At 40.4% G+C, this 20278-nt stretch carries 16 protein-coding genes and 1 pseudogene; 14 read left to right on the top strand and 3 right to left on the bottom strand.

Translation table 11 applies throughout. The features are described from left to right. Positions 1-72: 72 nt before the first annotated feature. On the bottom strand, positions 73-1362 hold the full coding sequence (uraA, locus tag AC1TO9_RS00170) for a uracil permease (protein WP_482058081.1): 1290 nt from the start codon (positions 1360-1362) through the stop codon (positions 73-75). 290 nt (positions 1363-1652) lie between these two features. On the opposite strand from uraA, the gene AC1TO9_RS00175 reads away from it, so the two are divergent. The 10 genes from AC1TO9_RS00175 to AC1TO9_RS00220 all read left to right on the top strand — a co-directional run bounded on the left by AC1TO9_RS00175 (position 1653) and on the right by AC1TO9_RS00220 (position 13057). Further along, positions 1653-3833: a RelA/SpoT family protein gene (locus tag AC1TO9_RS00175; RefSeq protein WP_482055216.1), complete on the top strand. Its 2181-nt coding sequence runs from the start codon at positions 1653-1655 to the stop codon at positions 3831-3833. Positions 3834-3869: 36 nt separating this feature from the next. After that, entirely contained in the window at positions 3870-4319 is a 450-nt protein-coding gene (gene dtd / locus AC1TO9_RS00180; RefSeq protein ID WP_482054531.1) for a D-aminoacyl-tRNA deacylase, read from the top strand. A 74-nt stretch (positions 4320-4393) separates the two neighbouring features. Then, positions 4394-4558 carry a hypothetical protein gene (locus AC1TO9_RS00185; RefSeq protein ID WP_482054532.1) on the top strand — a complete coding sequence of 55 codons (165 nt, stop codon included), beginning with the start codon at positions 4394-4396 and terminating at the stop codon, positions 4556-4558. A 171-nt stretch (positions 4559-4729) separates the two neighbouring features. Then, positions 4730-5173: a hypothetical protein gene (locus AC1TO9_RS00190; RefSeq protein ID WP_482054533.1), complete on the top strand. Its 444-nt coding sequence runs from the start codon at positions 4730-4732 to the stop codon at positions 5171-5173. Between the two features lie 551 nt (positions 5174-5724). Then, positions 5725-6969 carry a histidine--tRNA ligase gene (gene hisS / locus AC1TO9_RS00195; RefSeq protein ID WP_482058082.1) on the top strand — a complete coding sequence of 415 codons (1245 nt, stop codon included), beginning with the start codon at positions 5725-5727 and terminating at the stop codon, positions 6967-6969. Between the two features lie 42 nt (positions 6970-7011). Further along, on the top strand, positions 7012-8790 hold the full coding sequence (gene aspS, locus AC1TO9_RS00200) for an aspartate--tRNA ligase (RefSeq protein WP_482058083.1): 1779 nt from the start codon (positions 7012-7014) through the stop codon (positions 8788-8790). 19 nt (positions 8791-8809) lie between these two features. Further along, positions 8810-9565 carry a tRNA threonylcarbamoyladenosine dehydratase gene (locus tag AC1TO9_RS00205; RefSeq protein WP_482054536.1) on the top strand — a complete coding sequence of 252 codons (756 nt, stop codon included), beginning with the start codon at positions 8810-8812 and terminating at the stop codon, positions 9563-9565. 286 nt (positions 9566-9851) lie between these two features. Next, on the top strand, positions 9852-9974 hold the full coding sequence (locus AC1TO9_RS00210) for a hypothetical protein (RefSeq protein WP_482058084.1): 123 nt from the start codon (positions 9852-9854) through the stop codon (positions 9972-9974). 283 nt (positions 9975-10257) lie between these two features. After that, on the top strand, positions 10258-12429 hold the full coding sequence (locus AC1TO9_RS00215) for a HelD family protein (RefSeq protein WP_482058085.1): 2172 nt from the start codon (positions 10258-10260) through the stop codon (positions 12427-12429). A 286-nt stretch (positions 12430-12715) separates the two neighbouring features. Continuing rightward, positions 12716-13057 carry a CD3324 family protein gene (locus AC1TO9_RS00220; protein WP_482058086.1) on the top strand — a complete coding sequence of 114 codons (342 nt, stop codon included), beginning with the start codon at positions 12716-12718 and terminating at the stop codon, positions 13055-13057. 433 nt (positions 13058-13490) lie between these two features. Here AC1TO9_RS00220 and AC1TO9_RS00225 read toward each other — a convergent pair whose 3' ends face one another. After that, complete coding sequence (locus tag AC1TO9_RS00225; protein ID WP_482054539.1) at positions 13491-13838, bottom strand: winged helix-turn-helix transcriptional regulator; 348 nt, start codon at positions 13836-13838, stop codon at positions 13491-13493. A gap of 162 nt (positions 13839-14000) precedes the next feature. Here AC1TO9_RS00225 and AC1TO9_RS00230 point away from each other — a divergent pair. From AC1TO9_RS00230 to AC1TO9_RS00245, 4 genes and pseudogenes are all read left to right on the top strand, one after another. Continuing rightward, positions 14001-14150: pseudogene (locus AC1TO9_RS00230) on the top strand (NAD(P)H-dependent oxidoreductase); the annotation flags it as partial. Between the two features lie 26 nt (positions 14151-14176). Then, positions 14177-15169, top strand: coding sequence for a nuclear transport factor 2 family protein (locus AC1TO9_RS00235; protein WP_482058087.1), 993 nt, complete (start codon positions 14177-14179; stop codon positions 15167-15169). A 993-nt stretch (positions 15170-16162) separates the two neighbouring features. Beyond that, the gene (locus AC1TO9_RS00240) at positions 16163-17371 is read left to right on the top strand and encodes an MFS transporter (RefSeq protein ID WP_482058088.1); all 1209 of its coding nucleotides are present in this window, start codon (positions 16163-16165) and stop codon (positions 17369-17371) included. 252 nt (positions 17372-17623) lie between these two features. After that, entirely contained in the window at positions 17624-18928 is a 1305-nt protein-coding gene (locus AC1TO9_RS00245) for a replication-associated recombination protein A (protein ID WP_482058089.1), read from the top strand. Between the two features lie 96 nt (positions 18929-19024). On the opposite strand, the gene mnmA is transcribed toward AC1TO9_RS00245, so the two are convergent. Next, the gene (mnmA, locus tag AC1TO9_RS00250; RefSeq protein WP_482058090.1) at positions 19025-20161 is read right to left on the bottom strand and encodes a tRNA 2-thiouridine(34) synthase MnmA; all 1137 of its coding nucleotides are present in this window, start codon (positions 20159-20161) and stop codon (positions 19025-19027) included. Positions 20162-20278 lie beyond the last annotated feature (117 nt).

The raw sequence follows: 20278 nt of genomic DNA on the forward strand, positions 1-20278 counted from the left end.
ACGATAAAAAGCCCTCTTCCAGTATATAAGGAAGAGGGCTTTTATTCATGCTTAGGATGTTATGGATATTTGTTAAGCACTATCTTCTTTTTCATTCGATAAGCCAAGCACATCAATTAATTTGATGAACAGACTAAGAACAATACCTACAATCGTTGCAAGAGCCATACCTTTGAGCTCTATACCACTGAAGCTGAGTGTTGCACCGCTCAAACCAATAACGAGTACTAGAGTAGCTAATATCATATTGGATGCTTTAGAGAAGTCAACCTTTCGTTCTACAAATATTCGAAGTCCTGAAGCTGCAATGACACCGAATAAGAGTAGAGATACGCCACCCATAACTGCAGGCGGAATATTAGAAATAACAGAAGAGAAAGATCCAGAAAAGGATAGCACAATAGCGATAATAGCAGCTCCACCAATAACGAAGACGGAGTATACTTTCGTAAGAGCCATGACGCCTATATTCTCTCCATAAGTTGTATTAGGAGTTGAACCTACAAATCCAGAGAAAATCGTTGAAATCCCATTGCCCAATAATGAACGGTGTAGACCAGGGTCATTATTTAGATCTTTACCAACAATACTGCTAGTTACAAGTAAATGACCAATATGTTCAACAATGACAACAAGGGATACTGGAATAATCGTTAGAATGACGGTTAAGTTCCAGCTCGGTGTTGTAATGTGTGGAGCAGAGAAGAAGCTAGCTCCAGCAATCGCTGCTGTGTCAACTTCACCCATGAAGTATGCCAGTGTATAACCCGTTACAATTCCGACTAGAATATGTATAATCTTCGGAAATCCACGGAACATAAGCGCACCGATAACCGTCACCCCTAATGTTGTCATGGATATAATGATGGTAGCGGGATCTGGACTCCAGGTAGCAGCTGCTTCCTCAGGAGCGATAAGTCCAGCCATTCGTGCTGCAACGGGAACGAGTTCAAGTCCGATGGTTGCAACGATCGCTCCCATAACCGCTGGAGGGAATACAACATCAATCCAGCTTGTACCCGCAATCTTTACGATCAGTGCAACGAGACAGAAAATAACTCCTGTAACAATGAATGCACCTAGCGCTAGAGAATATCCGTTATCGGGATTTGCTAATATCACGGAAGAAACAGGTGCTATAAATGCGAAGCTTGAGCCAAGATAAGCAGGGATCTTGCCCTTGCAGATCAAAATATAGAATAGCGTGCCAATCCCATTCATAAGTAGAATCATCCCAGGATCGACACCGAATAGATTGGGGACTAATACGGTACTACCGAACATCGCGAACAAGTGTTGTAGGCTAAGTAGAAAGCCTGGGCCGAAAGGTAATTTCTCATTGACTTGAATTTCTCTTTGCAAAGAATCTCACTCCTATTTTATTTATTAATGTGACGGTGTACAAATGGATCTTACTAAGAGTAAATAGATTTGCTGAATATTACAATAACATTTTCGTAAAAAACACTGAATAGACTACTTTTATGTCGATAATGCCCTTTCATTGTCAGGGTTTACCAGTGATTGGATGAAGTGTTGACGTATTGCGTCGTAAGCGTCATAATTAATAAAAAATCACACGGAGGGAACCTGCCAAGTATATATAAGATGCGGGTTCCATTTTATATAGAAGGGAAACGGAATTGACTAGAATGGGCATAGATAGATTACTTGAAAAGGCTGAAGCCTATATAAAAGAAAATGATCTGATTCGCATTCGTGAAGCATACGATTTCGCGGACCAGGCTCACTACGGTCAGGTACGTAAATCGGGCGAGCCTTATATTCTGCATCCGTTAGCGGTTGCAGAAATTGTCGTGAGTATGCAGATGGATACACTATCCATTATTGCGGCACTACTACATGATGTCGTTGAGGATACAACGGTATCCTTGGCGGAGATTCGCAACCAATTTGGCGATACCTGTGCAATGCTTGTAGATGGTCTTACTAAGCTTGAACGAATTAAGTTCGGTTCTAAGGAAGAGCAGCAGAATGAGAATTATCGCAAAATGTTTATTGCCATGGCACAGGATATACGTGTCATCGTTATTAAATTAGCTGACCGTCTTCATAATATGAGAACGTTGAAGTTTCAATCGGAAGAGAGTCAACGTCGAATTGCCTATGAAACATTAGAGATCTTTTGTCCAATCGCTGATCGGCTTGGTATTTCTGCCATTAAAGGAGAGATGGAGGATCTTTCTCTAAGATACTTAAATCCACAGCAGTATTATCGTATTGCGAATCTAATTCACAAGAAGCGTGCCGAACGGGAAGAGTTTATTGAGAATGTTATTTTAAAGATTAAAGAGAAATTAGAAGAAATGGGTATTGATGGTGATCTTTCGGGTCGGCCTAAGCATATTTATAGTGTTTATAATAAAATGACTACAAGAAACAAACAATTTAATGAGATCTATGATTTGTTAGCTATTCGTATTATTGTGGACAATATTAAAGATTGCTATGCTACATTAGGCATCATTCACACCTTATGGAAGCCTATGCCTGGACGATTTAAAGATTATATCGCTATGCCTAAGGCTAATATGTATCAATCGTTGCATACAACCGTAGTCGGTCCTAATGGTGAGCCTACGGAAGTGCAAATTCGGACTTTAGAAATGCATCGGACTGCTGAATTTGGTATTGCGGCTCACTGGGCGTATAAGGAAGGTGTAGCTGCGGCAGGTAATTTCGATAACAAGATAACATTCTTCCGTGAAATTCTTGAACTTCAGCACGAGGCTAAAGATGCCTCCGAGTTCGTTGAATCACTTAAGATGGATTTCTTCTCGGATCTAGTGTTTGTATTTACGCCTAAAGGAGAAGTTGTAGAGCTACCTTCAGGATCAGTTCCGTTAGATTACGCGTATCGAATTCATACAGAAGTTGGAAATCGGACGATTGGTTCTAAGGTGAACGGTAGAATAGTGCCTCTAGATCATAAACTGAAGACCGGAGATATTGTTGAGATCATGACTTCTAAACATTCTTACGGTCCTAGTCAGGATTGGCTTAAGATTGCGCAATCTTCTCATGCTCGGAGTAAGATTAAGCAGTGGTTCAAAAAGGAGAGACGAGAAGAGAATGTTATAAAGGGACGCGAATCTGTTGAGCGTGAATTGAAGCGTCTTGCTTTGGAGCCTTCAGAATGGATGACTGAAGATAAATTAATGGAAGTGGCTAAGAAGTTCGCCTTCAATGACTTGGAGGATATGCTCTCAGCTATAGGATATAGTGGTATAACTGCATCTCAAATATGTTCGCGGTTGACGGAGAAGTTACGCAAGGAACAGGAAGAAGCAAATCTGATCGAATTGACGTTGGAAATCAAGGAGATTAAAGCCCCTACGGTAGAAAAAAGAAATCGCCCTACGAATGGAGTTCGTGTAAAAGGGATTGATAACTTATTGGTGCGGTTCGCACGATGCTGTAACCCTGTTCCAGGTGATGATATTAGCGGTTATGTGACACGCGGAAGAGGAGTATCTATTCATCGCATCGATTGCCCGAATATTCCCACAGACATGGATGGGGAGGAAGCAGCAAGGGTTATCGAAGTTGAGTGGGAAGAACAGGCCGAAGCTAATTATAGCGTCGACATCGAGATCACTGGTCATGATCGCAACGGTCTATTGAATGAGGTGCTACAAGCAGTATCTGAGACAAAGACTAATATTTCAGCTGTTACTGGTCGTTCTGATAAGAATAAAATGGCTCAGATGCACATGACTATTCTGATCCGTAACACGGATCATCTTCATTCGGTAGTTGAACGAATTAAACGGGTGAAGGATGTATATACAGTTAACCGAATTATCCAATAATCGCGAGATGGTTGATAAGGGAGCGAGTAAGAGCTTATGAAAGTAGTTATCCAGCGCTGCAAAGACGCGTCTGTTGCAGTTGATGGCCATATCGTAGGACAGATTAGTCACGGGCTGATGGTTCTCGTAGGTGTAACTCATGGAGACACAGAGAAGGATGCTAAATATTTGGCAGAAAAGGTATCCGGTTTACGTATATTTGAAGATGAGCAAGGGAAAATGAATTTTAGTGTTAAAGATACGGGTGGTGCGATATTATCAGTATCTCAGTTTACACTTTATGGGGATAGTCGTAATGGGAAGCGACCGAACTTTATGGCTGCAGCAAAGCCAGATGTAGCTGAAGAAATTTATGAATTGTTTAATCGAGAATTGAGTGCTAAGGGACTTCAAGTTGAAACAGGTAAATTTGGCGAAATGATGGATGTTTCTTTAACGAATTGGGGACCTGTAACTTTAATTATTGAAAGCAGGTCAGACGCATAGAATAGGACTTCCCAGGGGAAGATGAGAGTAGAAGTTGAGGATCACTCTTATTTACCAAAGGAGTACTATACAGCATGCGTCACTCACCGAAACAATCATCTTGCCAAGCACTATCGTTGCTCCCAATGGGTCATATTGCTGAAATCATTCACAATGATCGTGCTGCGAATACGACGTCATTTCCATTAGGTCTCGTAAGCCCTAAAGGGCAGTGGAGAAATCAGATTCCTAGACATTAGATAATTCTGAAATGGACAACTTTGAAGAGTTGTCTTTTTTACATTTTGGCGAATAGCGAAAAGTTATTGATTGTTTCTTGCTGATGTTATGAAAGTATGACTTTTGGGTAATAACAGACTAGACACTAGAATGTAATGTAAGATTGTGATCTGAAAAAAGGAGGACTTCCCATGACGAAACAAATTCAAGCCTATTTTCAAACGGAAGATCAAGCGGAAGGTGCAAGAACATCTCTTCTAGCCTATAAAACTGAGAACCTGGAAGTTAGCAAGCTTGAGAATACCATTGGCCGAAGTACTAATCTTCTAACACCTTTAGTGGCTATTAGTCCTTCAGATAATACGACTTCAGTGGGAGCTCTCGGCATGTCTGGAGCAGGCGGTGTAGCGGGAAATAATATTGTTCCTATTGTAATGGAGAATGATCCCCAATCAGATATGTCAACAGAGTCAGATGTCAACCCAAGAGAGGGATTGACGAATCTTACCGATGTGGATAATTATGAAGGCTTAAATTATGTTCTTGTTACGAAGGTTGAAGATGAACACTATGATGAAATTGTTCAAAAACTCCGTCGAAATAACGCACATATTAAAGCGCTTCCAAAAATGTAATATAACCGTAATGTAGTATTCATGTTCTCTTAACATAGCTTGACTATAATAGACCTATGACCCCCTTTTTTAATATAATTTTGGACCTACGATATCGATTGTAGGTCTTTTTTCTGTCGTAAAATGACGTCAGCTATTGACTTTAGCGCGCTAGTTCATTACAATCTACAAATAGTTGAAAATTGATTCAATGACAGGATTAAGTAATCTGAGCTTCACAAGATCAGAGAAGAGTCCCTTGGCTGTAAGGATTCTCTTGTTGACCAGATGAATGACTTCCTCGAGAACAGTTGGCGAAATAAGCGGAATACTCGATCTGGAGGATTCGTATATTTATAGTAGCTACACTGCGCTGAACGGGCGTTAATCGTATGAGCGGATAGCGATGGAATGATCTTTTGGATCATGACATGGCGATGTTATCCGATAATGTGGGTGGTACCACGGGTGATTATGTTAATGATAATCTCTCGTCCCTAGTTCTTTTTGAACAGGGCGGGAGATTTTTTTGTATTTTAAAATGGTTAATTATGTAATAGGGGGTAGTTGTAATGGCCTTTCAAAAACCAACAGGAACACAAGATTTATTACCAGGTGTTGTAGAGAAGTGGCAATATGTCGAACAGAAGGCGAGAGATCTATGTCGACGGTTTAATTACCGCGAGATTCGCACACCGCTTTTTGAACAGACTGATTTGTTTGTACGTGGTGTTGGAGATACAACAGACATTGTTGAGAAGGAAATGTATACGTTCAATGATAAGGGCGACCGTAGCATGACTTTGCGTCCAGAAGGGACAGCAGGCGTAGTGAGAGCCTATGTGGAGAATAAGTTATATGGTGAACCTGATGTATGCAAGTTATATTATATCGGGCCTATGTTCCGGTATGAACGTCCTCAAGCAGGACGGTATCGTCAGTTTCATCAATTTGGTGTAGAAGCTTTTGGGGCCACTGATCCGGCTATTGATGCAGAAGTTATCTCGCTTGGTTATCAATTTTGCAAAGAATTAGGGCTTCAAGGTGTGAAGGTGGAGATCAACTCTGTAGGAACAGCAGAGACGCGTACCGCTTACCGAGAGCTATTGCTTGCCTATCTCAACCCGATGAAGGACAGTTTATGCAAAGACTGCCAATCACGGATAGATCGTAATCCAATGCGTGTATTGGATTGTAAGGTTGATCAAGATAAATTTCAGGATGCACCCTCCATACTAGAAAGTCTAGATGAAGAATGCAGTACACATTTTGAGAAAGTAAAGCAACATTTGGATGTTATGGACGTAGACTATGTGATTAACCCTCGACTCGTTCGTGGCTTGGATTATTATACGCATACTGCCTTTGAATTCAAAGCAGAGGGCATTGGCGCTATCGATACGATTGGTGGCGGAGGGCGCTATAACGGACTTGTCAGTGGAATAGGCGGTCCAGATCAACCAGGGATTGGTATTGGGATAGGTCTAGAACGCATCATACTGATTCTTGAGAAGCAACAGGTTGAACTTCAGGTTCAGAAATCGTTGGATGTATACTTCGTTGCTTTAGGTGAAGAAGCTGATAAAGAGATTACGAAACAAGTATTCAAGCTTCGTCAACACGGATTTTCAGTAGAACGTGACTATTTGGGACGTAAAATGAAAGCACAAATGAAATCCTCCGATCGGTTTAAGGCTCGTTATACGGCTATACTTGGAGATGATGAGCTGGGTCGTGGTGAAATAGCGTTGAAGTCTATGGTGACAGGTGAACAGCAGACTGTGAAATTGGACGAGCTCCATCTGAAATTAGTGTAAACCGCCAACAAGGCTAATTATATAAAAGGGGAATGATGAATCATGAGTAGAACACATCAATGTGGAAAAATAACGACAGCACAGATCGGAGAAACGGTTACCCTAAATGGTTGGGTGCAGACTCGTCGTGATCTTGGCGGCGTTATGTTTATTGATTTCCGTGATCGTAGCGGTATTGTACAGATTGTATTTAGTCCAGCTTTCTCCGGTGACGCATTAGCGATTGCTGATAAGGTACGTAGTGAATATGTCCTATCCGTCACAGGTACAGTTGTGATGCGGGATGCGGAGACAGTTAATGCTAATCTCCCTACAGGACAAATTGAAGTTCAAATTACAGAAATTGATGTGTTGAATGCAGCGAAGACACCTCCATTCTTCATTGAAGATGGTGTTGAAGTAGATGAATCACTTCGTCTGAAGTATCGCTATTTGGATCTGCGTAGACCAGAGATGCAACAGACACTTATGCTACGTTCAAAGGCAACCAAAGTATTCCGTGACTTCTTGGATGAAGAAGGATTTATGGATGTAGAAACTCCGATCTTGACCAAGAGTTCACCAGAAGGTGCACGTGACTATCTGGTACCGAGTCGGGTACATGCTGGAGAATTCTTTGCACTTCCTCAATCTCCACAAATCTACAAACAATTATTGATGGTAGGTGGAATAGAACGTTATTATCAAATCGCTCGCTGCTTCCGCGATGAAGATCTTCGTTCAGACCGTCAACCAGAATTCACTCAAGTCGACATTGAGACATCTTTCCTAGATCGAGATACGCTTTTGGAAATGATGGAGAAATTGATGGTTCGTCTCTTTAAAGAAACGGTTGGTGTACAATTACCGACACCATTCCAACGTATTAGTCATGCCGAAGCTATGAGTAAGTATGGTTCCGATAAACCAGACTTGCGCTTTGGTTTGGAACTCGTTGAGTTGAACGATATTGTCGCAACCAGCGGGGTGAAGGTATTCGCTTCTGTCATAGAGAAAGGCGGAGAAGTGAAATGTCTTAACGCTAAAGGATGCGGTACTTGGAGTCGAAAAGATATCGATGAACTAGGAGTATACGCTAGTCGTTATGGAGCGAAGGGCTTAGCTTGGGTTCAAGTCAAAGAAGGCGAATTTAAAGGGCCTATCGTGAAATTCTTTACGGAACAAGAAATTGAAGCGATTAAAGAACGTACTGGGGCTGAAGAGGGAGACCTATTGTTATTCTCAGCGGATAATAGCAAGGTCGTTGCAGATGTTCTAGGTGCATTGCGTCTAAAAATTGGTCGTCAACTGGGATTAATTAATGACAAAGAATTCAAATTTGTCTGGGTATTGGACTTCCCATTGCTTAGCTATGATGATGATCAAAAACGCTATATAGCAGAACACCATCCGTTCACTCGTCCAAAGGATGAAGATGTGGAGTTGTTCGATACAGATCCTCTGAAGATGCGTGCGGAAGCTTACGATATTGTACTGAATGGCTATGAAGTTGGTGGCGGTTCGATGCGGATATTCAAACGTGAAATTCAGGAGAAAATGTTCAACGCACTCGGTCTATCTCCTGAAGAATCTTATGATAAATTTGGTTATCTTCTTGATGCATTTGAGTACGGAACACCTCCGCATGGTGGGATTGCTTTTGGTCTAGATAGACTTGTCATGCTATTAGCTGGACGTACTAACCTTCGTGAGACGATTGCATTTCCAAAAACAGCTAGTGCAACAGATTTGTTAATGGATGCTCCTTCTCCAGTTGAAAATGTACAGCTTGAACAGCTTCATATTAAATTGGCGAAAAAGCCTGGCGAAGACAAGAAATAGTAGAGGGGGATTCTACACCATGCTGAATCAATTCTCACGTACGGAACTTGCGATTGGTACTGAAGGTCTTGAAGTTATGAAGAATAGTACAGTAGCGGTTCTCGGCATTGGTGGGGTAGGGGCGATTGCAGTGGAGGCCCTTGCCCGTACGGGTGTTGGAAGAATCATATTGATTGATAAAGATGTCGTGGACATTACGAATGTAAACCGCCAAATCCATGCGCTAATAACGACTGTTGGTCGGGAAAAAACGGAATTGATGGTTGAACGTGTTAAATTGATTAACCCTGATTGTGAGACTATCGCACTCAATATGTTTTATACGGATGAAACGTATGAGGAATTGTTCAAGTACGAAATGGATTATGTACTGGATGCATCAGACACCATCTCATATAAAATCCACATTATTAAAGAATGCCTGAAGAGGAAAATTCCGATCATTTCTAGTATGGGTGCAGCGAATAAGATGGATCCAACAAGGTTCCAAGTAGCTGATATATCCAAAACAACAGTAGATCCACTCGCCCGAGTGATCAGGACTAAACTTCGTAAGGATGGCATTAAGAAGGGTGTGACGGTCGTATTCTCGACAGAGAACCCGATTAAGCCCCGAGAAGATATTACGCAGAAAATAGTGTCGGATAATGCTCCTAATATTCGGAAGGCTAAACAGCCACCGGCAAGTAATGCCTTCGTACCTCCCGTCGTAGGATTGATTATGTCCAGCGTTGCGGTTCGTGATCTTCTTGCGAATAATGGGATTACGACATAAGCGAGAGTAACTAATTTCATAAGAGCTCTGGCGTGGATACCGAGTTTCGGTGTTCACGCCTTTTTTTACATAGTAGAAAGTATAAGCTTTTTGGAGAAATGTCCGCCCTACCCTTTATGATTTTTAAAAGACTATCCATTTTTGCAGAGAGTGGAGATGTTAGAGTGATGAACAATGCTTCGTGATGAAGGTAGTGAAGGTGAGACTAGAATAGATGCATAAACTGCATTTAATTAGCGGAAAAAGAAGAGAAAGGGAGAAATAGTTGTCGAAACTACAGTTAAAAATGGCGATAACGCTGAAAAGTGAGGATTCCAGTATTCTAGATGTACTCCATGCAACTAAAGTTAGCTTCAGAGGGATTGGGTTGAATTTAGATGTATTTAATGTACCTAATAGTCAATGGTGAAGGCGTTGATCGGCGTTTTTCTTAAGGAAGGATAAGAAATGGGATTGAGGGAATCAACTGTGGTTTCTGAACTATCGGTATGCTATAATTAGCTTCTTTTGTTGCGAAGTAACTCAGGAAGCAAAGCTCCATAAAACTAAGTAAATGCTTCCGAAGCGAGTTTTGTTGCGAAGTAACACAGGAAGCAAAGCTCCACAAAACTAAGTAAATGCTTTCGAAGCGAGTTTTATTGCGAAGTAACACAGGAAGCAAAGCTCCATAAAACTTTTAGGAGGTAACTGAAATGGAAGAAGATTTTCAAAGTGCCTATCAAGAGGAAGAGAAAAGGCTAAATGATTCAATCTCGGAAATTGATCGGCAGCTGAAGCGATTACAAGGTATTGATGTCTATACTGGACATGATTTCACTGAACAAGTCCTTGAGGCTGCACGGGAAGAGAAACGCATTGCACTAGGCAAAAGCGTTAATGAACCCTATTTTGGACGATTGGATTTCCAAGCTACGCAGGATGAAGAAAGAAAACCACTGTATATTGGTAAGATAGGTGTGGATAGAGAAATTATTACTGAACAGCCACTTGTGATCGATTGGCGAGCGCCTGTTGCGAGTCTTTTTTACTCATTCACGGGTGGTGAGGACTCTACGTCATATGAAGCACCTGAGGGTTGGATTGAGGGGCTTGTCTATCTAAAACGAAACGTTGTTATCCGAAAGCAGGTATTGGAGAGAGTTGCGGATACATATAATCGGGAGAATGAGCAACCAGCTGTCTCTGATGAGTTTCTAGTCTATCGTCTTGGCGAGAACAAAGATAATCGTCTGCGCGATATCGTATCAACTATTCAGGCGGAACAGGATCAAATCATTCGTGCAGCTAAGAACACAGCGCTTATCATTCAAGGGGTAGCGGGTAGCGGTAAGACGACTGTGGCTTTACACAGGTTGGCATTTTTGCTGTATCAGTATAAGGAGCAGGTTACGGCAGAAAAAATGATTATTTTTGCCCCGAACCATATGTTCTTGGATTATATATCTGATGTGTTACCAGAATTAGGTGTGGGAGATATACAACAGAGTACATTTGCTGATTGGGCCATGAATGTCCTTGAATTGAATTTACCTCTTGCAGATGCTGCGGAGACGCTCCACTATTGGTTCGAATATTCGGGTGAAACTCGTGAATTAAATGATGAGGTATCTGGTCGATTTAAAGGCTCATTGACACTTATGAAGATGATCTCAAGCTTGATAGAGTCTTTGGAGACTTCGTCCGTCCCTGAAGGGGACTTCTCCCCATGGGAAGGTGCCGTGTGTTCACGCGACAAGATTCTGTATTGGTATAATGAAGAATATAAGCCTTATCCCCTTGCCAAACGCAAAGAACGCGTCATGGCGAGAATTCATCGTTGGGTGGAGATGGAACTCAAGAAATCACCATCTGAAAAGGTGCTTAAAGAACGTAAGAAAAAGGCAACACTACGTGAGAAAAGTTATGCAGCCAAATGGCCTAAGTATGAGCCTTTGATTTTATATAAACAACTATTCCGTACCTTGAAGACACCATCCAGTTGGTCAGAGGAATTTTTACAAGGTATTCCTGCCAGTGTACTGAAATCAACGCAACAAGATCTTAAGAAAGATATTATTCGTGAAGAGGATCTATCACCACTTCTGTACATTCACTATTTACTTCACAGCAATACGAGTGAGCAGCGATTTGACCATATCGTTATTGACGAGGCGCAAGATTTCTCCCCATTTCAAGTAGCTGTATTAGATTTGTTTGTGCGGGGTCATTCCTTTACGATTCTAGGTGATCTATCACAAGGTATTCATGCTTACCGGGGTATTCATCATTGGGAAGAGATGAGTTCGTTGTTCCAACCAGATGAGACAGCCTACTTCGCCTTAACTCGAAGCTATCGCTCAACGATGGAGATTATCGAATTCGCAAATGGTATTCTTGAGAAGGGTGTTCAAAGTGATCTGATGGCTGTTCCAGTATTCCGTAGTGGAGATCCTGTTCGGTTGATTCCTTATGGCAACGGTGACGAAGCAAGGTTGAGTAGTTTGCAAGAAGCATTACAACGGCTCTCATCCAAAGAATACCGAACGGTAGCCATTCTGACGAGAACCCTTCGTGAGGCTAGAGAATTACATGAACAATTAGCTGGCAATGGATCGGATATCCATCTGATCGATGGAAGTAAGCAAGCTTACCAAGGAGGGCTTTCTGTACTTCCAGTATATCTCTCCAAGGGTTTGGAATTTGATGCTGTTATTGTTGCCGATGCGGATGTAGACCATTATGGTCCACAGGCATGGGATGCTAAGCTGATGTATGTAGGATGTACGCGTGCGCTGCATGAGCTATGGATTCTGCATGGTGAAGCTATTCCTGATTATTTAGAGAGTTTGGAAGAGGATATTGCGGTTCATGGTTGGCCTGAATAAAGAATAGTTATACTTATTCTTTCACTTGTTGTGCCCCCTGATTATATGAGTTAATAAGGGTGTCGGACCGACCATTACGCCGTGAAAGGAGGCTGATTGAAATGATCAAAGCATACGAGGTGGTTTCCGCGTAAGCGGAAACCCGTAGTAGGGGGAGGCCGCTGCAAGCGGTCTCCCTTATTACTTTTAATGCCATAATAGTGTTCTATGGAGTATAATAGAGGAAGTTCAAAATACATAAACGAAAAGGAGGCGAAATCAATGAATTTTTGTAAAACAGACTTAAATGGAGCAAGACAAAAGCAATCGTTTAAGGAGGCAATTGATTATCGCGAATTACAAAAATGGCAGGGATGTACTTCCACCTGATTTGTTGAAAGAACTTCAAAAGTATATTCAGGGGGAAATAATATATGTCCCGAAGAAGAACAATCAGCGTGTAGGCTGGGGAGAACTTAGTGGAACACGGAAGCTGATTACTAGTCGGAATGAAGAAATATATCAATTATATTCAGAAGGTCGCTCTGTGGAGGATCTTCAGCAAGCTTATTATTTATCTGAAGATAGTATACGTAAAGTGATTGTCAAAATGAGGGTTGAGCTTAGTAAATCTACTGTGAAGAGTTAGTTCAAGCCATCTCGAATTTACGTATAATGGAACTATATAACTCATTCTTACTACCACTATAAACTGTGTTGGCTTCGTTATTATTCGCAGTTTTCATTAAGGAAACGGTTTAATGTCTTAACCCGCTGTTTGCAAGGCCTACACGGTGCGCAAAGCAATATACGTGTATTGTTTGAAAGATAATCAGCATGAAAAGATAAACCACCCTAGCTGAACTGCACCCCGATTGTTAGTTGTGTCTAACAATCGGGGTGCAGTTCAGCTCAGAGGTGGTTTATCTTTTCTATTATTCATTTTTTCACCAAGGACGTTGTTATGAACTTGGCAGTTGGGTGGAAGTTTGAAATATATGAGTTAAAGTGAAGAGGAAAAGGCTAAGACCTACTACAATATAGGAATTAGCTTTTTCAGTATGTGTTGACGCATTTCCTTTTTATATACTCTTCTTATGAATTTCACCCCACTCGCTCATGCTTTCCAGTATAGGTATAAAACTTTTCCCTGTAGATGTTAATGAGTACTCTACTTTAGGAGGGACTTCTTTATATACTTCTCTATGAACCATTTGATCTTCTTCCAATTCTCTCAAATGACGTGTTAGTATTCCCTTTGAAACCCCAGGTAATGACCTTTGAAGATCACTAAATCTTCTTGTCTGTTTACTTAACTGCCATAGAATAGGGAGTTTCCATTTACCCGAAATTATGAGTTGAGTATGTGTAACTGGACAAATTTTCATTTTTTCTATGGGAGATTCACCTTGAAACTTACTTTGTGTCATACAAAGCCCTCTCTTCCTTGATGGTACTATTTTTGTGACTACGTATTTAAAAAGTTACTACTTATAATTATGAACATAGTACTATACTATAGGATTATGATTAATAATCAAGCTTTATTTAATCATCAAAATTAATTAGAAGGAGCTAACATATTATGAAACATCACTTCTGACATTGGAATATGGAATTTTACTGGAATTGAACCTGTGAACCATTTACTATTCGGAAATATTGGATACCTGGATGAAGAAGCATATAAAGGTATGTTGAAGCAAGTTGAAGATGCAATTAATAAACATTTCGGAAAATAAAAAAGAAAGCATGGGGTGTATTAGAAATGAAAAAAGGATTAGTAATATTAGGCGTAACAGTAGCTATTATGGCAGGTTGTTCAAGTACAAATGAAGGGGCAGCAACTGAGACAAACACAAATACAAAAGCTGCAGAAACTAATAAAGAAAAAGTAGAAATGGTGATTCCAGATATTGCAGATAAAACGCATGCTTCTAATGAAGTAGTCGCTACATTAAATTCATTCTTTAATATTAAGTCCACACAAGATGTTGAAGGTGCTATGTCATTCTTCGATAAAAGTGTGGAATACTACGATGTGACATTGGGTTGGCCATTCACATATGACGTATTAAAATCAACGTTTGAAGGGTATATGCCAAACTGGGGTGAAGGAAAATCTTACGCAACAAAAATTATAGGTGACGAAAATAGCGCCATGGTGTTATTTACAGATACACCTGAATTATTCGGCGAAGAAATTCGTTTGATAGGATCCGTTACATTCAACGATGAAGGTAAAATTACACGTTGGGCTGACTATTGGGATGGTAACACTTGGTCACAAGATTACTTGAGACAGACTCAAACACCTGCAGAACAATACCAAGCTGATTTAGGTGAAGATATCAAACAAAATGCATCTGAAAAAATCCGAAATCTCTCAAAACAATTAAATGACGCATTATCAGCAAATGACTATGAAGCAGCAGCTGCATTATTCGCATATGATGGCGTATTTGAAGATATGACGTTACGCACAGAAATCGAAGGACCAGCAGCGATTGCACGTTTCTTTAAAAAAGCAACACAGAATTTACCATATGGTGCTGATACAACCATTCGCTATGTAGTAGGAGGCGACCAAGGTGGCGGTTATGAATGGGCAAATGCTAATTCATCATTACCTCGTGGTACCACAGCTTTAGAATTAAATGATGAAGGTAAAATTACAGGCATGACTGTTGTTTGGGATGGTTCATTAATGGACGATGCTGAACTTACTGAGCTTGTTACGAAGACAATCGATAATTATTAAGCATTTGATAGTAATCTTTAGAAATAAATTATTCGAGCCTCTAGTTTATCTATTCCTTGTAAAGATTATGGGGATAGATGAACGGGCCGGATGTATAATAAACAAGTAATGAATAACAATTGAAAAGTGATACGATACGTATCGTTTTGTTAAAAGCGCATGAGGATGTAATTTATTGTGACAGAAAAAAAGAATGGACCAAGAAGTAAAAGTAACATTCTAGACACATTTTTAATAGCCACCGATCTAAAATTTGAGTTAGCATCGAATATATTGCCTTTTTTGCTAATTAATCTTTTTACCGCAATCGTACTCTTTAGTCCCTTCAATAATCCCATGGCTATAGAGCGGGCATTTACCCAATACTTCTTTCTGTACTTCTATTTGTTGGACTTCATTAAATGATCACTTTTTGTCCACTATTTATACTAGCACCAAACTGGATTTAGTTGTATTGTATACACTTGCTGTGGAGGAGAAATGTATCCCGAGTATTATGAATGAGTACATAGATACACCTATCGGATCGAAGAGCGGTTAGCAACAAATCTAGAAGTAGTAATGCTCTCGAAAGTGGAATAAAAGAAGGAGATGGATATGGAGCGAAAAGTTTACGGTCCGCCTTTAAAGTCGTGTTTCATCCCTTGAGAACAATTCAAGGAACCTTAGTGGAACACGGAAGCTGATTACTACTCGGAATGAAGTGTCCGGCAAATGATGTCGGACAGTCCTTCTTATGTTAATTGAAAGTATAAGTTTTTTGAATAGTGTTCTGAAATAGTTGTATCTAAATATCTCGAATTTACTTATAATGGAACTATATAACTCATTCTTACTACTTCTATAAATTGTGTTGATTTCGAGTCTTTTATAATTAATAGTTGGTGTTATTTTATCTTGTAAATAATAATAGATTTTGGGAGGTATAAGACGAATGTAAAAACTACCCTGTACTAATCAGAATTAAATTTTGATTGCAAAGGGGTAGTAAGAATGAAGAGTGAATCTTTCCGTTTTCTTTGGATTGGTCAATCAATGGCCAATTTGGGTGATATTTTTTATATCGTGGGGCTTATTTCGATCTTGTATGCTTTGACAGAGTCGCCATTTATATTAGCATTGGTACCTTTTCTCAGTATGTTTGGTCGTTTTATTAGCGGGATGATTTCTCCGCTATTGTTAAATCGATATAGACTAAAGACCCTGCTTGTTTGTTCGCAAGTGTGTAAAACACTATTATTATGTTTTCTATCGCTTATCTTAGTATTTCACATATGGTCAAGCATACTCGTTATAATAAGTTTCGTATTTGTAATTGCATTTTTAGACGGGTGGGCAGCGCCAGCAAGCCAAGCCATGTTACCACGTTTGGTTCCGAAAAGTGAACTTGTGAAAGCCAATAGCTTCTTTTCCATTATTTACGAAACAGTTAATTTAGCTGGATGGGCACTTGGTGGTTTACTTGTTGCAGTTTTAAGCGGCCAAAATGTTATTTTAATCACGTTGGCATTGTATCTGATAGCTACCTTACTAATGATTAAGATTGTTGATCCAACCGAATTTCATAAAAAAAATTCCGAAGATCGTCAGAGTGGTGAGTTAAAAGAAGGTTGGCAAATCGTATGGAGAAATCCTCTGTATAAGAGTCTCCATGTAATCATCGTATTTGAATCCGTTGCAGATGTTGTATGGATTGCTTCTATACTCTATGTCTTCGTGACGGAAACTCTTGGCGAGACTGAAGCTTGGTGGGGGTATATAAATACATCGTTTTTTATCGGAATGGTCGTTGGCGGGATTATATGCTCACGTTTTTCCTCAGTATTCGAGAAAAAATTAAAGTATGTTTTGATTATTTTTTCTTTTGGAATCAGTATCTTGACACTCATTTTCGGTTTAACGACGATTGCTTGGCTGTCCCTAGTATTTGTAGGATTCATTGGGATTTTTCAACAACTAAAAGGAATTGCTGTGAACACATTTCTTCAAAAATCAGCCAGCACTGAAGAACTTCCTAAAATTTATGCTGTACAAAGCGCGTTGATTTCGTTATTATTCGCAGTTTCATCTTTAGCTTTTGGTGCTCTTGCTGAAATATGGAATGTACGAATCATATTTATAATTTCAGCAGTGTTGTTAGCTATAGCAGCAATCTATACTGCAATTCGCCATCGTCGTTTTTCTATAAAGGAAACGATTTAATGTCTTAACCTCCTGTTTGAAAAGCCTACACGGTGCACGAACTAATATACGTGTATTGCTTGAAAGATAATCAGCATGAAAGGTAAACCACTCTAGCCGCGTAGGCCCAGAGCTGGTTTGCCTTTTCTATTATTTCTTTTAACTAAGGACGTCAAATGGCACTTTTCTTATGTTTATGCTTGATGTGATATGATGGATGAATAATCTAATAACCTACTAATCTATGAATGTGAACAAGGACGTGAAAATATAATGGATTTATTCTCGTTTCAGCAGGAATCGGATATGGATTCGCGGCTACTCGCCGATCGGATGCGACCGGTGAATCTGAGTGAATATATTGGACAAGAACATATTGTTGGACCTGGAAAGTTATTGCGACGCGCGATTGAAGCAGATCAAGTGTCATCGATTCTTTTATATGGTCCTCCTGGATCAGGTAAAACAACGTTAGCTCATATTATATCTCATCATACGAAGGCTACATTCGTACGTCTCAATGCGGTGGAAGCTACGGTTAAAGATGTACGTGAAGTTATAGAACAAGCCCATACTAGCAAGACTTTATATGGAACTAAGACGATTCTATTCTTAGATGAAGTGCATCGGTTTAATAGCTCTCGTCAAGATGCCTTGTTACCTGCGGTGGAGAAGGGAACCATTGTATTTATTGGGGCTACAACGGAGAATCCATTTCATTACGTCAATGGAGCACTGATGAGCAGGTCGACTCTCTTTCAATTGAATTCGTTAACCAAGGAACATTCTCTAATCGCTATGAAAAGAGCACTGGTTGATTCAGATAAAGGGATTGGCTTCATGAAGCTTGATGTAGATCAGGAAGCGTTAGAACATATAGCAACAATGGCAAACGGAGATATTCGTCGAGCGATTAATGCACTGGAACTTGCAGTTCTGACTACAACGCCAGAAGATGATGGTACGATACATGTTACGATCGAAGTAGCAGAAGAATCGATCCGGCGCCCTATTGTGAAGGCGGATGAGTCGACACAATATGATATCATATCAGCCTTTCATAAGAGTGTTCGTGGTTCCAGTGATGCAGCAATATTCTGGTTTCTATATGGTGTTGAGAAGCTTGGGATGGATCCGATGGTATTCATACGAAGGTTGATAGCAGCATGCAGTGAAGATATAGGGCTTGCCAATCCGCAAGCGATGGTACAGGCAATAAGTGCGCTAGATGCCTACCGGAATAATGGTTGGGCGGAAGGAAAACTGAACATATCACAAGCGATATTATTCGCGGTGGAAAGTCCTAAATCGGATGCTGTAACCTTAGCAATTTCACGTGCAATGAGCGCTATGGAAGATATAAGATCAGCAGAAGTACCATTGCATTTGAGAGACACTCACTATAAAGGTGCTGTGAAGCTAGGACACGCAGGCTATAAATACCCACATGATTTCCCTAATCATTATGTTAAGCAAGATTATTTACCTAAAGAGATCTCGCGACGGGTGTTCTATCAAGCGACTGAGCAGGGGAATGAATCTAAGATTAAGCTGAATCAAGAGCGCAGGCGTGAATAACACTTGCTAGTGATTGTGGAAAAGGTTATATTATCATCAAAATACCCCTCTCGTTTTATAACGAGAAGGGTATTTTAAATTGTTATACTTGTGGGTTTATTTTACTTTCAAAGAAGGAATAATATAAGGGACTTTGTCGACTTTGTCGATAGTACCACCGCCGAGGCATTCTTCACCTTGGTAGAACACGACGGCTTGTCCTGGAGTAATAGCTTTTTGTTGCTTATCAAAGCTAACATGAACCGTTCCATCTGGGAGCCAGTTCAGCGTCACAGCTTGGTCGGGCTGACGGTAGCGGAATTTAGCTATACAAGTATAGGGTTCAGTGGGCAATGAGTCGTCTCCGGCGATCCAATTGACTCCCGTTGCGATAAGACCAGTGGAGTATAGGCTAGGGTGATTATCTCCTTGCACCACGTAGAGGATGTTATGATCTAGATCCTTATCAGCTACAAACCAGGGTTCTCCTGTGCCTGATCCACCAATACCAAGACCTTGGCGTTGACCTAAGGTGTAGTACATAAGCCCGTCATGTTGTCCTTTAACTTCGCCCGTAGCGATATCAACCATTTGTCCAGATTGAGCTGGCAGGTATTGGCTGAGAAATTCCTTGAAATTACGTTCACCGATGAAGCAAACACCGGTACTGTCTTTTTTCTTAGCAGTGGACAAACCTGCTTCTTCAGCAATGCGTCGTACTTCAGGTTTAGGTAGATGGCCTATCGGAAACATTGCTTTGGAGAATTGAGCCTGATTCAAGGCGTTAAGGAAGTATGTCTGATCTTTATTGTTATCTATACCGCGTAATAATTTATATGAGCCATCCTCTTCCACTACTCTGGCATAATGTCCTGTGGCGACATAGTCTGCTCCAAGATTGAGTGCTTTATTCAGAAATTCCCCGAATTTGATCTCACGATTACACATGACATCAGGATTCGGTGTTCTTCCGGCCTTATATTCATCTAGGAAATAGGAAAATACTTTCTCGAAGTACTCCTTCTCAAAATTGACTGTATAGTAGGGAATATCGATCTGTTCACAAACACGGCGCACGTCTTCAGCGTCATCTTCTGCCGTACAATTGCCTAGTTCATCTGTGTCATCCCAGTTCTTCATAAAAATACCGATCACATCATAGCCCTGCTGCTTTAGAAGTAAGGCTGTAACGGATGAATCGACACCGCCAGACATGCCGACAACGACGCGGGTGTTATTATTTTCTTTTGACATATATATCACCATCTTTTTACTGAAATTATTTACTTACTGTAGTTTAACATATTAATGGTTGTGTCACACAATCATTAATATGTCCACGCAGCGCGGGCAATTCAAACATTTGTAATA

It is taken from the genome of Paenibacillus sp. Y916 (assembly GCF_056786435.1).

Bases quoted from the DNA above. Each gene is read 5' to 3' on its own strand.
- mnmA (WP_482058090.1), bottom strand. From the start codon at position 20,161: ATGTCAAAAGAAAATAATAACACCCGCGTCGTTGTCGGCATGTCTGGC.
- dtd (WP_482054531.1), top strand. From the start codon at position 3,870: ATGAAAGTAGTTATCCAGCGCTGCAAAGACGCGTCTGTTGCAGTTGAT.
- AC1TO9_RS00175 (WP_482055216.1), top strand. From the start codon at position 1,653: ATGGGCATAGATAGATTACTTGAAAAGGCTGAAGCCTATATAAAAGAA.
- aspS (WP_482058083.1), top strand. From the start codon at position 7,012: ATGAGTAGAACACATCAATGTGGAAAAATAACGACAGCACAGATCGGA.
- AC1TO9_RS00245 (WP_482058089.1), top strand. From the start codon at position 17,624: ATGGATTTATTCTCGTTTCAGCAGGAATCGGATATGGATTCGCGGCTA.
- AC1TO9_RS00225 (WP_482054539.1), bottom strand. From the start codon at position 13,838: ATGACACAAAGTAAGTTTCAAGGTGAATCTCCCATAGAAAAAATGAAA.
- AC1TO9_RS00215 (WP_482058085.1), top strand. From the start codon at position 10,258: ATGGAAGAAGATTTTCAAAGTGCCTATCAAGAGGAAGAGAAAAGGCTA.
- AC1TO9_RS00235 (WP_482058087.1), top strand. From the start codon at position 14,177: ATGAAAAAAGGATTAGTAATATTAGGCGTAACAGTAGCTATTATGGCA.
- AC1TO9_RS00210 (WP_482058084.1), top strand. From the start codon at position 9,852: ATGGCGATAACGCTGAAAAGTGAGGATTCCAGTATTCTAGATGTACTC.
- AC1TO9_RS00205 (WP_482054536.1), top strand. From the start codon at position 8,810: ATGCTGAATCAATTCTCACGTACGGAACTTGCGATTGGTACTGAAGGT.
- AC1TO9_RS00240 (WP_482058088.1), top strand. From the start codon at position 16,163: ATGAAGAGTGAATCTTTCCGTTTTCTTTGGATTGGTCAATCAATGGCC.
- AC1TO9_RS00185 (WP_482054532.1), top strand. From the start codon at position 4,394: ATGCGTCACTCACCGAAACAATCATCTTGCCAAGCACTATCGTTGCTC.
- hisS (WP_482058082.1), top strand. From the start codon at position 5,725: ATGGCCTTTCAAAAACCAACAGGAACACAAGATTTATTACCAGGTGTT.
- AC1TO9_RS00220 (WP_482058086.1), top strand. From the start codon at position 12,716: ATGGAGCAAGACAAAAGCAATCGTTTAAGGAGGCAATTGATTATCGCG.
- AC1TO9_RS00190 (WP_482054533.1), top strand. From the start codon at position 4,730: ATGACGAAACAAATTCAAGCCTATTTTCAAACGGAAGATCAAGCGGAA.